The sequence below is a fragment of the Streptococcus mitis genome (assembly GCF_905187495.1).
GTDB classification, from domain to species: domain Bacteria; phylum Bacillota; class Bacilli; order Lactobacillales; family Streptococcaceae; genus Streptococcus; species Streptococcus mitis_CU.
Genome location: NZ_CAJJIB010000011.1, coordinates 20,207 through 34,356 on the forward strand (window position 1 = coordinate 20,207; position 14,150 = coordinate 34,356).

Genomic DNA, 14,150 nt, shown 5'->3' on the forward strand with positions numbered 1-14,150 from the left:
AACTTATTTTATATATTCAATTATATTCTTATATAGACTTTCAAATATACCTATTACAACAAAAAAAGAAAGCTCATTTTATAAGCTTTCTTTTTGTTTTCTTTTCATCATTTACATTTTTTATGGTAAATTTTACACTTTTTAAACCCACTCACCGTTGGCATTTACTGTGTAACCATTGATTGTAGTGCTGACAGCAAGAGCTCCTGAACTATAAGCATAGTACCATTTGCCATCTACTTGGAACCAACCAGTCTTCATAGCGCCTGAACCGTCAAGATAATACCAGCTACCACCTTGTTTCAACCAACCAGTTTTCATAGCACCCGAATTATCAAGGTAGTACCATGTTCCACCTACTTGGAACCATTGGCTAGCTTTCATTGCACCTGAACCATTTAGATAATACCATGTGCCACCATCTTGCAACCAACCAGTTTGCATTTCGCCTGAACCATTTAAGTAGTACCAAGTGTCACCTTCTTTAAACCACCATTTTTGCATCACGCCTGCAGCATTAAAATGATACCATTTACCACCATCTTTCAGCCAACCAGTCTTCATTCCATCTTCTTTAGAGAAATAATACCAGTCACTCTCAACCTTCTTCCATCCAGCCTGACGATTTCCTTCGCTGTCAATGAAGAATTTTTTACCATCAATCAAAACAATCCCTTGTTTAAGGACACCTTCCTCATCCAAGAAATAATGTTTCCCATCAACAGTAATATCACCAGTTAGACGGACACCTTCTTTGACATAGTAAGTTTTCTCATCAATTTTGACAAAACCAGTTTTCTTCTCACCATCTTCTACAAAATAATAAGTCTTGTCAGCAACTTTTACAAAGCCTAGCTTTTTAACACCATCTTTTTCATCTAGATAGTATTGCTTATCACCTGCAGTCAATAGACCTTTCTTCATAGCACCATCAGCTTCAAAGTAGTAAGTCTTATCATCGATTTTTTGCCAACCGCTAACCTTTTTACCGTCCTTGATATAGTAGACTTTTCCGTTCTCTGTTTTGAACTGACCGCCACTTGTTGTTGTAGATTGATTTTGGTTGTTGTTACCAGCATTAGTAGCTGTGTTTGAACGATAGACATGATAAAGAATACCATCTTTTAAGTTACCAGTAACATACTCATAGTTGGCAATAGTTGGATGACTTGTATCTGAGGCTTCAGATCCTTTACGCGGATCCTTAATATTTACTGGATCGCTACTACCCTCTTTATAAACTACAAAACGAACTTCCTTGACTGCTGAATTCCCACTAGTTGTTGTAGTATTTTGATTGTTGTTTGTATTTGTATTCGTTGTAGCAGCCGTATTTCCACCATGATAAGGATTGCTTTGAGCAGAAGAACTATTACTATTACCTGTTGTAGCAGTTGTATCAGCTGGAGCATATGTATGATATAGTATACCATCCATTTCTTCACTAGTAGTATATTTATAGTTCTCAATTTTAGGCTGATCCTTAATAGATGCATCTGTTACAGCAGATCCTGTCAATGCGGCTTTGATATCAACAAGTCTACCATTTTGAAATGCCACATAGTGTACTTCTTTAACTGTAGAAGTTGTCAACGCACTTGTCGCTCCTGATTCAGCAGCTTGGACTTGTTGGACTGTCGCCATAGCTAGTACAGAGGTTGCTAGCAAAATACCTGTTACTGTTTTTCTCATAGGAAAATCCTCCTGTATTAAAATAATAAATTTATTTAGATTATATCCCTTTCCTATAATAAATGCAATAAAAAACATAAAAAGTGTAGAAATATTTAAATGTAAAAAAGAGAGTAGCTCTAAAACTACTCTCTTAGTCTTTTTATACCCATTCACCGTTGGCGTTTACGTAATAACCATCAACTGTAGTGCTTACTGCAAGGGCACCTGAACTATAAGCATAGTACCATTTACCACCTACTTGGAACCAACCAGTTACCATAGCACCTGAGCCTTTAAGGTAGTACCAAGCACCACCAACTTTAACCCAGCCAGTTTCCATAGCACCTGAGCTGTTTAGGTAGTACCAAGTTCCACCATCTTGCAACCAGCCAGTTTGCATTTCACCTGAACCATTTAGATAGTACCAAGTGTTACCATCTTTGATCCACCATTTTTGCATCACGCCTTCAGCGTTAAAGTAGTACCATTTACCACCGTCTTTAAGCCAACCAGTTTGACGTTTACCTTCTTTATTCACATAAATCCAGTGATTGTCAACCTTGTTCCAGCCAGCTTTTGTATTAGAATCATCTGTCAAGTAGTAAGTTTTACCGTCAACAGTGATTTCACCAAACTTACGTTCACCTTCTTCAGTGACATAGTAATACTTGTCGCCAGCACCCTTGATAAGGCCAGTCTTACGTTCACCTTCTGCAGTGATGTAATACCATTTACCAGCGCTATCTTTTACAATACCTGATTGAGCTTTACCTTTTTCATCAAAGAAGTACCATTTCGTACCAACTTTATGAGCTCCGTTTGTCACAACGCCATCTTTTACAAAGTGAGATTGACCGTTTTCTGTGACAACTTCTGTTCTACGGACACCATTTGCATCAAAGTAGTAAGTTTTTTCTCCCACTTTGAGGAAACCAGTTTTCTTAACACCTTGATTATCTAGGTAGTAGCGTTCAGAGTTGTTCTCGATGATACCACGAGCCATAACACCTTCACTGTTGAAGTAGTAAGTCTTGTTGTCAATCATGACCCAACCCTTAACTGGGTTCCCGTGTGAATAGAAGTAACGGTTACCTGACACTTCACGCCAGCTGTTATTTTTATCTGTAGATTTATAACCTTGTTTATTCAAATCTGCTGACGCTGTATTTGGGTCATTTTCCAACTCATCAAGTTTTGTACCCTTTTCCACAAATACATAGTAACGAACACCACCATCTACATAAGTATTTTGATATTCGAACTTATCAATATATTTATGTAAATCAATTTTTTGATCTCCTGACTCAAAGTAAACAGTTGTACGAGTACGTGAACGGTCATTAGAAATCGTAATCCATTCTGTTTTACGAACAAACTCTTCCGCATGTACAGAAGGAGCTGTGATAGCTGAGTAAGCAGTCACAGCAGCGCCTGCCATTGTGACACTAGCAAGAGCTAGAGCTAAAGCTTTTTTATTTTTCATGTGAACATTCTCCATTCTTAAATTTAGCTATTATGCTTTTCTTTATTGTATCTTATTTTTACAAAAATTTCTAAGAAAAACTGAACTTTTTATGGAAAAAGTAAAAAGCAGAAGAAATCTCCTGCTTTTTTTATTGAGCTAGATTATTTAACCCATTCACCGTTTCCGTTAACAGTGTATCCACCTACAGTAGTGTTAACTGCAAGGGCACCTGAACCGTCAACGTAGTACCATTTACCACCAACAGTGAACCATTGGCTAGCTTTCATAGCACCTGAGTTTTCAAGGTAGTACCATTTACCACCGTCTTGCAACCAACCAGTTTGCATTTCACCGTTTCCGTTTAGGTAGTACCAAGTGTTTCCATCTTTAACCCACCATTTTTGCATTACGCCTTCAGCGTTAAAGAAGAACCATTTACCGTCAACTTGTTTCCAACCTGAAACAGCTTTGTTAGAAGCGTAGTATTTCCAACCATCTTCTTCTTGAACCCATTGGTCTTTCACAACGTTGTATGAGTCAGTTTTTTCAAGAACCAAATCAACTGAAGCGTTTGTGAACATATCTGCATGAGTATCTTTATCTAAGTCAGCTGAACCAGAGTATACAAATGTTCCTTCTGCAACGCTACCAATTTCTGCGCCATTTGAAGTTTTGTTTAATGTGTAAAGTCCGTTAGTAGACTCCATACCTTTTACAACATACCCTTTTGGTACATTAGCTACACGGTATTGAACCAATCCACCATGTGGTACTGACAATTCAACATCACCTGCTGCGTTAGATTCAGCAGAAACAACTGATGCTTTAGCGTAGTTCATGTAATCAGCTTTGTTAGCCCAAACCATGATATCTACTTTAACACCTGCTACTGAAGCACCTTGAAGGTCACGAACGTGGAAACGAACGTGTGAACCGTTACCAAACACAACTGGTTTACCGTGGTAAGGGTTGTAAGCTGGAGTTTCTGGTTTGTATTGGTTTTCTGGAGCAACTACACCAGTATGAGCTGATTTCACTTCATTTTCTGTGTATTTAGCAACATCCAATTTACCTGTTTTTGGATTTACACGACCACTTTCAGTGTAACCGTTGTTAGTATCAGCTGAAACAGCTTGTACAGCACCAAATGCTGCAAGAGCGACTGCGCTTGTCAATAAAACTTTTTTCATCGTTTTATCTCCTTCATTTTTCATTATATATTTTTTCGTAAGACTATCTTACTACCATACAGTATATAAATATTTGCAGGATTTGTCAAGGGTTTTCTTCTAGTTTTTAAAGTTTTTACCTATTTTTAGAAAAAAAGGTGAAAAAAACATTTTTGTGAGAAAAAATACCCGTCAAATACTGCATTTTTCAAGTGAAAATCTCACAAACTTATGATCCTTGAGTAAAATCATTCATATCTAATCCACATAGACAGTTGGACAGAACTCACGTCTATGGTATTATCTTATAAACACTTCTAAATGTCAAGTAAAAATGGCAAGTTTTTTGATAAGAACCTGCCATTTCATCAACTTTCTACTATTTAAAATGTGACCTTATAGCAAGGCCTCAAACTCAGCGACCGTCATGCCTAATTGTTCACTAGCAAATTCGGAAGTTAAAGCATGTTGACGAACCATGTCTAAGAAGGCAAAGAGTTTTCCTTCTTCCCTTCCATCAGCTTTCCCACGCTCTAAACCTTGTTCAATCCCCTCCGCCCTAGCTGTTTCTAAGGCATAGTCCTGTGCTAACAAGGCTTGTTCTTCTCGCATACGTAGTTGACTAAACATTTTCCTGTCCTCCTCGGACCAGCTCTTATAGTCCAGCAGTTGGTCTGCTTGGCTGATGGCTCGCTCTGGTTGTTGGGTAAAGGGTTTGTTCCCAAAAAACTCCAACTAGGGCTTGCGAACCTCGTCTTTGCTGGTTTCTCTGTATTTTTTAATTCCAAGAATGCTATCTTGACTAGATGGTTTTCATGACCGTTATTTGTGATGGTCTTAATCTTTCAATAGTGCCTCAAACTCAGAGACAGTCATGCCTAATTGCTCGCTAGCAACTTCAGAAGGCAAAAGACCTTGGCGAACCATATCTAAGAAGGCAAAGAATTTCCCACGCTCCAGTCCTTGTTCAAGACCTTCTTCTCGCCCCTTTTCAATTCCCTCTGCACGACCACGCTCTAAACCTTGTTCAATACCTTGTTCCAGCCCCTCTGCCCTAGCAGTTTCCAAGGCATAGTCCTGTGCTAACAAGGCTTGTTCCTCACGCATACGTAGTTGACTAAACATCTTCCTGTCCTCCTCAGACCAGCTCTTATAGTCCAGCAGTTGGTCTGCTTGGCTGATAGCTCGCTCGGGTTGTTGGGTAAAGGGTTTGTTGCCGAAAAACTCCAACCACGGTTTGCGAACGCTATCCTTGCTGGTTTCTCTATATTTTTTTAGTTCTAAGAAAGCCATCTTTACTAGATGATTTTCTTGTCCATTGTTTGTAATTGTTAAAGCCTCACCTGTCGTGTCCTTGCGCATACTAAAGCTATGAAAAGCCAAGTCATCTTGGAAATAATTGCTATCCACGATTGCAATGGCATAAACGGGAGCGATGTGTTTGTAACTCTGGTGAGTATCACCTTCTCGTTGACGAATTTTTTCGAGATTTTGATTGACCTGACTGCACAGGTAAGCCCATAAACGATTAATGAAAAAATTCTGATGATGTACCTGAATTTCAATGATCACTTGGGTGCCATTGTCCAACTCCGCCAAAACATCTATACTGGTATAGAAATCCTGCGCTGAGTAAGGTATGGAAGGCAAAACGTGAATATTGCTTCCCTCCAAAATAGTCACGTTTTTTGCAGGTAAGTCCAACATATCGCGGATAAATTGACAAGTGATTTCTGGATTGCTAAAGATTTTCTTAGCTACCAAGTCATTAGTCGGGCTGATGCCCGGATGTCTTAGAATCATCCTTTTCCTCCTTTTATTATACCACAGTTTTAAATCTAGATTTGCTAGATTCTCTGGCTCTATCTATTTATTCGGAAAAGAGATGAAAAAACCTGAGAATCATCTCAGGCTTGGTCATTAAATCTTTTTCTCAATACTGAAAAGCGGAGAAAGTGGGCGTTTTTCATGAATACGCACGATAGCATCACCTAGGAGATGAGCGATTGAAATTTGCTCAATCTTATCGATCAAACGCTCTTCTGGGAGATAGATGGTATCCAAAACAACCAATTTCTTAATAGCTGAATTTTGGATATTGTCCATAGCTGGACCAGATAGAACTGGATGCGTACAGCTCGCATAGACTTCAACAGCACCAGCTTCTGCAAGGGCATCTGCCGCATGACAAATCGTTCCAGCAGTATCAATCATATCATCAATCAAGATACAAGTCTTGCCTTCTACCTTACCGATGATGTTCATGACTTCACTGGTATTCATCTTATCAACGCTACGACGTTTGTCAATAATAGCAATAGATGTTTTCAAAAATTCTGCCAACTTACGGGCACGAGTCACACCTCCATGGTCTGGGCTGACAACCACATAGTCAGAACCAACCATACCACGACGCTCAAAATAATCCGCAATCAGAGGAGCTCCCATCAAATGATCCACAGGAATATCAAAGAATCCTTGAATCTGCGCAGCATGCAAGTCGATGGTCAATAAACGATCCACTCCAGCTACTTCAAGCATATTTGCAACAAGTTTTGAAGTGATTGGCTCACGCGCTCTCGCCTTTCTATCCTGACGTGCATATCCATAGTAAGGCATGACAACATTGACAGATTCTGCACTCGCACGCTTCAAAGCATCTACCATAATCAAAATTTCAAGCAGATTGTCATTTACAGGCGAACTAGTTGATTGTAGGATAAAGACGTGTTTCCCACGGATTGATTCTTCGATGTTGACCTGAATCTCTCCATCTGAAAATTGGCGGACACTTGATTTCCCCAACTCTATCCCAATCTCCTGCGCTACACGTTTTGCCAATTCTTGATTAGAAGAAAGGGCAAACAGCTTTAAATCAGAAAAAGACATGATTTCCTCCGGTATATATGTATCGCTTGTGCTTTTCACAAGATTTTTCCATTTACCATTGTAGCGCTTTTTGCACTATTTTTCAATCAAAAATAAAAGAAGGGCACCATATTTGTACCCTTGCATCATTCTTTTGAAAAGTATTCTAGTTCATCAACTCATTGTGCTTTTCAACAAAGCGATAAGCCTGATAAAAACCATAGAGAGTAATAGCCGTAACCACTGGAATCGCTAAGGGTAACTCTGTCTCTAATTCTACAAAAGGAGAGTTAAACAAGAAATGAGTTCCCAAGGCTAAACCTAGGAAAAGAAGCCCTTGTTTCTTGCCAACCTTCTGCCCTTTATAGGCTCTGTAAAGCAAGTAAACACCTACTACAGCCAGACCTGAAAAAGTCCAGTGAGAGGCAATTCCTGAGATGATACGCTCTAAAATTCTCGAAATAGTAAAGTCAAAGCCCTCTGGCAAATCCGTACGAATGTAGCCAATATCCTCAATCATTTGGAATCCCAAACCAGAAGCAATTCCTAGTAAAAACAAAGATTTTAATTTTCGCACAGGAATCAAAGCCAAAACAAAGACAAGTGGCAATAATTTAAGCGGTTCTTCTACCAAAGGAGCCACAATCGCACTTTCAAAGGCATTTAAAAATGCACTATCTGGGAAAAGAATACCCAGTAAATCATGGATATAGGTATTAGCAAAGCTAGACAGCCAACCTGAAAGGAACATCCCACCCAATAAAGACAAAATCAAGGCGTTCTTTGGCAATTCCCATTTTTTCCCAATACGGAAAAGGAAATAAAGAGCTGGAATCATGTAAAAGAGAGCTAGAAAGATAGAAACTCCCATTAGTCCATATTCTGCACCTGACATCGAACCGTCCGTATAGTAGATGGTTTCATATTGTAAACCAATACATAGCAATAAGATAAAAATAAATAAAATGCTGTTTTTCTTCATACACTTTCTTTCTAAATGAAGTATTTATAATTCTACGACTGTCATACTTCCTGTATCCACATCGTAAATAGCACCAGAGATAATGACATCATCTGGTATTAAGGGAGACTCGATAAGAAGTTGCATATCCTCGCGTACACTCTCCTCTATATCTTGGAAGGGCAAGAAGTCTTGGTCTGACACATCGACACCTAGTTCCTCTTTCAGATACTCCTGAAAAGGACCATTTTCAAAAGTCTGAGCACCACAGTCTGTATGGTGCAATACCACAATCTCTCTTGTCCCCATTTGTTGCTGGGAAATAACTAGCGAACGAATCATGTCCTCAGTCACTCGGCCACCTGCATTCCGCAAGATATGAGCATCCCCAAGTGCCAAGCCCAGAGCTTGCGCAACGTGCAGACGAGAGTCCATACAGGTCACAATAGCCACTCTTGTTTTGGGTTTAAGTGGCAAATTTAACTGCCCATGTAGGGCAACATAAGCCTGATTGGCTTGCATAAACTGTTCAAAATACGACACGATTCCCTCCTCGAAAATTTGATAGTCAAATATTTCTCCTATCTTATCATTTTTAAAAGGATTTGTCACGGATTATGCAAAGACCTTTTTCAAAACTTCCTGAATCGTTGTTACTCCAATGACCTGAATTTCCTTAGGCGGAGTGATTCCTGTCAAGGAATTCTTAGGTACATAAATCTTAGTAAAGCCCAGTTTAGCAGCTTCATTGATGCGTTGTTCGATACGATTTACGCGCCGAATCTCTCCAGTCAAGCCCAGTTCTCCAACAAAACATTCCTGAGGATTAGTTGGCTTGTCCTTGTAGCTCGAAGCAATGGCAATTGCAACAGCTAAGTCAATCGCAGGTTCATCCAATTTAACACCGCCAGCAGATTTGAGGTAAGCATCCTGATTTTGTAAGAGAAGACCTGCTCGTTTTTCCAAAACAGCCATAATCAAGCTAGCACGATTAAAGTCAAGTCCTGTCGTCGTACGCTTGGCATTTCCAAACATAGTCGGTGTTACCAAAGCCTGCACTTCTGCAAGAATAGGACGCGTCCCTTCCATGGTCACAACGATTGACGAGCCAGTTGCTCCATCCAAACGCTCCTCTAGGAAAACCTGACTCGGATTGAGGACCTCAACCAAGCCACCTGACTGCATCTCAAAAATCCCAATCTCATTAGTGGAGCCAAAACGGTTTTTCACCGCTCTCAAGATACGGAAGGTGTGGTGACGCTCCCCTTCAAAGTAAAGCACCGTATCCACCATATGCTCCAACATACGAGGCCCAGCCAAGGTTCCTTCCTTGGTTACATGCCCTACGATAAAGATGGCGATGTTATTAGTCTTAGCTAGCTGCATCAGTTCAGCCGTCACCTCACGCACCTGAGAAACAGACCCCTGCACCCCTGAAATCTCAGGAGACATAATGGTCTGGATAGAGTCAATAATGAGGAAGTCTGGCTGGATGCGCTCCACCTCTGCTCGAACACTCTGCATATTGGTCTCTGCATAGAGATAAAACTCGCTATCAATATCACCCAAGCGCTCTGCACGTAGTTTAATCTGCTGAGCAGACTCCTCCCCACTAACGTAGAGAACTGTCCCCACTTGGGACAACTGGGTTGAAACTTGTAGGAGAAGGGTTGATTTCCCAATCCCAGGATCCCCACCGATGAGGACGAGACTTCCTGGTACCACTCCTCCTCCAAGTACACGGTTGAATTCCTCCATCTCTGTCTTGGTTCGATTGACATTGATGGAGGTCACTTCAGCCAGTTTCATGGGCTTGGTTTTCTCACCTGTCAAGGACACACGCGCATTCTTGACCTCGGCAACCTCAACCTCTTCCACAAAAGAAGACCAAGATCCACAGTTGGGGCAACGTCCTAGATATTTAGGGGAATTATACCCACAATTTTGACATACAAATGTCGCTTTTTTCTTTGCGATGATAAACCTCTTTCTATATCTCTAACTCACACTCAATTACTTGGCAAAAATCAATCTTCTCATTTGGCACAAACTGGCGCATGAGCATGTTGTGAGTTACCACTATCACGGTCTGGTAATCTCGATACTTAGCCATACATTCTAGAAAACGAGACTTCATCTTCACAGCTGTCTCATATTGAATAGGACTATTAGGAAGTAACTCCCCATTATTTTCTAGAAATATAGCACGAGCTTTTTCAAAATTATCTGTGCCACTTTCATAGACCTGCCACTCATGCAATAATGGTTCCACTCTCAAAGGAAGTCCAGTAACACAAGCCACATAAGAAGCCGTTTCTAAAGCTCTTGTGACTGCAGAAGATACGATTATTTCAGCTGAAGGGAGTAAAGGATTGGTGCTCAATTTCTGGACTTGCTGCCGTCCCTTATCAGACAAGGGTGCCAAATCTATCCCAAATCCCGTATAAGAACGCTCCTCTAACTCACGATAATCTGGCTCCCCGTGACGCACAAAGATAATCTTCATCCTAGTGCCCTGTCGATCCAAATCCACCAGTTCGAACGCCATCAGCCATATCTCCATCTGCAATTAAGAAAGGAGCAAAGACAGCCTGGACAACACGTTCTCCAACTTCAAGAACAACCTCTTGGTCTGTGATATTCTTCATCTGAGCAAAAATATGCCCTTCATTCCCAGGATTGCCATAATAATCCCCATCAATGACCCCAACTGAATTAATTAAAACCAAGCCCTTCTTACGAGGGTTTGAAGAACGATCATAAAGGTAAAGAACCTCAGTCGGTTGCATATAAGCCTTAACCCCTGTCGGAACCAAGACAATCTCTCCTGGCGCAATAACCGTACGTACAGCAACCTTTAAATCGTAACCAGCCGCATGCGCTGTCTCACGCTTGGGCAATAAATTTTTATCTGTAAAAGTCGAAACCAATTCAAAACCACGAATTTTCATCATCTTCTCTTTTCTATTATCATTTATTCTAGATTATTCTATCTTATTTATTCGGAAAAAGCACGAAAAAAAGAGCACACAATTCAAATCGCTTAGGGCTGCTGGATTCCTCCCCTGACCCGCTTCACGCAGAACTGTTGCTCCACTATTTATTATATCACATTCCTGTTCATTTTAAAAGCAAAATTATTTTTTCCGTCTATTTCTAAAAAAATCCTGCATAATAGCTGCGCATTCATCTTCCAAAATTCCTGTTTCAACCTCCACACGATGATTGAGACGCTCATCTGTCAAGATATCGTACAAACTCCCAGCAGCGCCAAATTTCTGGTTTTTAGCCCCATAGACCACGTTTGGAATACGGGCGAGTCCAATCGCCCCACTACACATGACACAAGGCTCAATGGTCACAAAAAGCGTGCAATCCAGCAAGCGCCAGCTCTCCTCACTCAGGTTCGCATTCTCTATGGCCATAATCTCCGCATGCATAACCGCTCGTTGCAGTTCCTCACGCGCATTATGCCCGCGACCAATGATTTCTCCGTCCTTGACAATCACACAACCAATTGGAATTTCATCGTGTTCAAGAGCAATCTCAGCCTCTCTCAAAGCCTCCCTCATAAAGACTTCTTTTTCTTCAACTGTATAATTCATCAATTTCCCTTTTCCTACTTATCGATTTTATTATTATATCATGATTTCCAAGACAAAAAAAGCCACCAAATGCGGTGACTTTATAGGGAGATTATTATGAAAAAGAAAAGTTTAGGATATTTGTTACAACAAGTTAGGAGGTCTTCTTGTAACTGTCTATAGTATATCCGAACTATCTTAAACAAATCTTAAAAATCTCTTAGGACCAAACACTTTCTAAAATATTTGTTTGTTCACGACCAGGACCTACTGAGAAAGTAGAAATACGAACGCCAACCAATTCGCTCACACGACGAACATAGTTACGCGCATTCTCAGGAAGATCTTCCAAATTACGAACTCCAGTGATATCTTCTGACCAACCTGGCAACTCTTCATAGATAGGCTTGCAACGTTTCAATTGCTCAAGACTAGCTGGATAGTAGTCAATACGTTGACCATCAAGATCATAGGCCACACAGATTTTCACAGTATCTAAACCACTCAAAACATCGATAGAGTTCAATGAAAGATTAGTAATACCAGAAACACGACGACTATGACGCATCACAACTGAATCAAACCATCCCACACGTCGTGGACGACCAGTTGTTGTACCATATTCATGACCTACTTCACGGATACGTTCTCCCACTTCATCAAACAACTCAGTTGGGAAAGGACCGTCTCCTACACGACTCGTATAGGCTTTACATACACCAACAACCTTATCAATCTTACTTGGACCAACACCAGAACCAATGGTCACACCACCAGCCACAGGGTTTGATGACGTAACAAATGGATAAGTACCTTGGTCGATATCTAGCATAACACCTTGTGCACCTTCAAAAAGCACACGTTTACCATTATCAAGCGCATCATTCAAGATAACAGATGTGTCTGTCACATATTTCTTGATTTGTTGACCATATTCGTAATACTCTTCAAAAATATCATCGAAATCAATCGCTTTACTGTCATACAATTTTTCAAAAAGACGATTCTTTTCAGCAAGGTTACGTTCTAAGCGCTCACGGAAAATATCTTTATCTAAAAGATCGGCGATACGAATCCCAACACGAGCAGCCTTGTCCATATAAGCTGGACCAATTCCCTTAATTGTAGTACCAATCTTATTGTCGCCCTTAGCTTCTTCTTGCAAGCGATCCAACTCGATATGATAAGGCAAAATAACATGCGCACGATCAGAAATACGCAAGTTATCAGTTGTCACACCCTCCTCATGAAGATAGCTCAACTCTTTCACAAGAGATTTAGGATTTACAACCATACCATTCCCAATAACAGAGATTTTTTCAGGGAAGAAAATCCCAGATGGAATCAAGTGCAATTTAAACTTCTTGCCATCAATCACAATCGTGTGACCTGCATTATCACCACCTTGGTAACGCGCAATCACTTCTGCATTCGCTGAAAGGAAGTCTGTAATCTTCCCTTTACCTTCATCACCCCATTGGGTACCTACAACAACAACTGAAGTCATAATCTTGTCTGAGCCCTCAGGCTCTTCCTTTCTCACATACATGGCAGGACTCTCACCTGCAATTATATCTTACAATTTATTATAAGAAAAAATCGCCTTTTTATCAAGAAGAAACAATAGAAAGATTTGCTATTTCCAACTATTAAAAAATGTTTTAGAAAAATAACCAGCTATTTATTATTATCTTTCCTTAAAAAAATAAATTTGTTCGGAAATTAACTCAGACTGTCTCAACAAGCAACAAAACCTTGTTTCATTATCAATTTTTCAAGATACAAACGATAAGCAACACGATAATGGTAAACAATAAAATCCTGATGACTCACAATACGATATCGGACAAGATAATAAATCAAAAACTTAAAATGAACATATTCCCAATCAAAATTATCACCGAAGAACATACCATACTCTTCTTCAATATTTCTATAAAAATCCATCATCTGATCATAAATACTTTGTAGCATAAATATATACTCCTTTTCTTTTTATGACCTTATTCTAACAAAAAATTTCAATTAATCTTTAATAATTCCTGAATTGTTAAAATACCAACCTCAAAAAGATAACAAATAGGAAAAGTTGACAGAATAGGAACAAATTTACTACTTAAATTTCAAAAACTAAGATAATGGAAGCGGAAGGATTCGAATCCCTCGAAGGAGCGTATTTACAGTCCGCAACGTTTAGCCTCTTCGCTACCCTCAATTAAAGTACTAAAAAGATCTCCTTGATCGAAAACGGAGGGCTCTGAAACTTTACTCAGCAAAAATATCTCACACCAAATAACACTAAATAGATTATTAATTATAAAAAAAAGAGGCCTAAACCTCTTTTTTCTTAACTACTCCGCCAGTAGGACTCGAACCTACGACATCATGATTAACAGTCATGCGCTACTACCAACTGAGCTATGGCGGAT

At 39.9% G+C, this 14,150-nt stretch carries 13 protein-coding genes, 1 tRNA gene, 1 other RNA gene and 1 pseudogene; all 16 read right to left on the minus strand.

What is annotated here, in order from left to right:
• Positions 1–141 precede the first annotated feature (141 nt).
• On the minus strand, positions 142–1,692 hold the full coding sequence (locus JQ843_RS03110) for an N-acetylmuramoyl-L-alanine amidase family protein (RefSeq protein ID WP_203212879.1): 1,551 nt from the start codon (positions 1,690–1,692) through the stop codon (positions 142–144).
• Positions 1,693–1,834: 142 nt separating this feature from the next.
• Positions 1,835–3,157, minus strand: coding sequence for a nucleoside triphosphate hydrolase (locus tag JQ843_RS03115; protein WP_203212880.1), 1,323 nt, complete (start codon positions 3,155–3,157; stop codon positions 1,835–1,837).
• 143 nt (positions 3,158–3,300) lie between these two features.
• Positions 3,301–4,329: an N-acetylmuramoyl-L-alanine amidase family protein gene (locus JQ843_RS09985; protein WP_203212881.1), complete on the minus strand. Its 1,029-nt coding sequence runs from the start codon at positions 4,327–4,329 to the stop codon at positions 3,301–3,303.
• A gap of 375 nt (positions 4,330–4,704) precedes the next feature.
• Positions 4,705–5,153: pseudogene (locus JQ843_RS03125) on the minus strand (Rpn family recombination-promoting nuclease/putative transposase); the annotation flags it as partial.
• Positions 5,146–6,111 (minus strand): Rpn family recombination-promoting nuclease/putative transposase, encoded by a 966-nt coding sequence (locus JQ843_RS03130; RefSeq protein ID WP_203212883.1) that lies wholly within the window; start codon positions 6,109–6,111, stop codon positions 5,146–5,148. The gene JQ843_RS03130 and the pseudogene JQ843_RS03125, both read right to left, overlap by 8 nt.
• A gap of 117 nt (positions 6,112–6,228) precedes the next feature.
• Positions 6,229–7,197 (minus strand): ribose-phosphate diphosphokinase, encoded by a 969-nt coding sequence (locus JQ843_RS03135; protein ID WP_000010168.1) that lies wholly within the window; start codon positions 7,195–7,197, stop codon positions 6,229–6,231.
• A gap of 145 nt (positions 7,198–7,342) precedes the next feature.
• Positions 7,343–8,158, minus strand: coding sequence for a PrsW family intramembrane metalloprotease (locus tag JQ843_RS03140; RefSeq protein ID WP_203212884.1), 816 nt, complete (start codon positions 8,156–8,158; stop codon positions 7,343–7,345).
• A gap of 24 nt (positions 8,159–8,182) precedes the next feature.
• A complete protein-coding gene (locus JQ843_RS03145; protein ID WP_004237611.1) occupies positions 8,183–8,680 on the minus strand; it encodes a beta-class carbonic anhydrase in 498 nt (165 codons plus the stop codon).
• A gap of 72 nt (positions 8,681–8,752) precedes the next feature.
• Positions 8,753–10,114, minus strand: coding sequence for a DNA repair protein RadA (gene radA, locus JQ843_RS03150; RefSeq protein ID WP_140834168.1), 1,362 nt, complete (start codon positions 10,112–10,114; stop codon positions 8,753–8,755).
• 13 nt (positions 10,115–10,127) lie between these two features.
• On the minus strand, positions 10,128–10,685 hold the full coding sequence (locus tag JQ843_RS03155) for a histidine phosphatase family protein (protein WP_203212885.1): 558 nt from the start codon (positions 10,683–10,685) through the stop codon (positions 10,128–10,130).
• Positions 10,645–11,088, minus strand: a complete 444-nt coding sequence (locus JQ843_RS03160; RefSeq protein WP_020903279.1) for a dUTP diphosphatase — start codon at positions 11,086–11,088, stop codon at positions 10,645–10,647. The genes JQ843_RS03155 and JQ843_RS03160 overlap by 41 nt, the downstream gene beginning before the upstream one ends.
• 56 nt (positions 11,089–11,144) lie before the next feature.
• Positions 11,145–11,242, minus strand: an RNA gene (ffs, locus tag JQ843_RS03165) — signal recognition particle sRNA small type.
• Between the two features lie 32 nt (positions 11,243–11,274).
• Positions 11,275–11,742 carry a tRNA adenosine(34) deaminase TadA gene (gene tadA / locus JQ843_RS03170; protein ID WP_001110112.1) on the minus strand — a complete coding sequence of 156 codons (468 nt, stop codon included), beginning with the start codon at positions 11,740–11,742 and terminating at the stop codon, positions 11,275–11,277.
• A gap of 199 nt (positions 11,743–11,941) precedes the next feature.
• Positions 11,942–13,228, minus strand: coding sequence for an adenylosuccinate synthase (locus JQ843_RS03175; RefSeq protein WP_004237599.1), 1,287 nt, complete (start codon positions 13,226–13,228; stop codon positions 11,942–11,944).
• Positions 13,229–13,458: 230 nt separating this feature from the next.
• Positions 13,459–13,695: a sigma(X)-activator ComW gene (gene comW / locus JQ843_RS03180; RefSeq protein ID WP_084864321.1), complete on the minus strand. Its 237-nt coding sequence runs from the start codon at positions 13,693–13,695 to the stop codon at positions 13,459–13,461.
• Positions 13,696–14,075: 380 nt separating this feature from the next.
• Positions 14,076–14,149: transfer RNA gene (locus JQ843_RS03185), tRNA-Asn, on the minus strand.
• Position 14,150 lies beyond the last annotated feature (1 nt).

Bases quoted from the DNA above. Each gene is read 5' to 3' on its own strand.
- JQ843_RS03110 (WP_203212879.1), bottom strand. From the start codon at position 1,692: ATGAGAAAAACAGTAACAGGTATTTTGCTAGCAACCTCTGTACTAGCT.
- JQ843_RS03115 (WP_203212880.1), bottom strand. From the start codon at position 3,157: ATGAAAAATAAAAAAGCTTTAGCTCTAGCTCTTGCTAGTGTCACAATG.
- JQ843_RS09985 (WP_203212881.1), bottom strand. From the start codon at position 4,329: ATGAAAAAAGTTTTATTGACAAGCGCAGTCGCTCTTGCAGCATTTGGT.
- JQ843_RS03130 (WP_203212883.1), bottom strand. From the start codon at position 6,111: ATGATTCTAAGACATCCGGGCATCAGCCCGACTAATGACTTGGTAGCT.
- JQ843_RS03135 (WP_000010168.1), bottom strand. From the start codon at position 7,197: ATGTCTTTTTCTGATTTAAAGCTGTTTGCCCTTTCTTCTAATCAAGAA.
- JQ843_RS03140 (WP_203212884.1), bottom strand. From the start codon at position 8,158: ATGAAGAAAAACAGCATTTTATTTATTTTTATCTTATTGCTATGTATT.
- JQ843_RS03155 (WP_203212885.1), bottom strand. From the start codon at position 10,685: ATGGCGTTCGAACTGGTGGATTTGGATCGACAGGGCACTAGGATGAAG.
- JQ843_RS03160 (WP_020903279.1), bottom strand. From the start codon at position 11,088: ATGAAAATTCGTGGTTTTGAATTGGTTTCGACTTTTACAGATAAAAAT.
- tadA (WP_001110112.1), bottom strand. From the start codon at position 11,742: ATGAATTATACAGTTGAAGAAAAAGAAGTCTTTATGAGGGAGGCTTTG.
- JQ843_RS03175 (WP_004237599.1), bottom strand. From the start codon at position 13,228: ATGACTTCAGTTGTTGTTGTAGGTACCCAATGGGGTGATGAAGGTAAA.
- comW (WP_084864321.1), bottom strand. From the start codon at position 13,695: ATGCTACAAAGTATTTATGATCAGATGATGGATTTTTATAGAAATATT.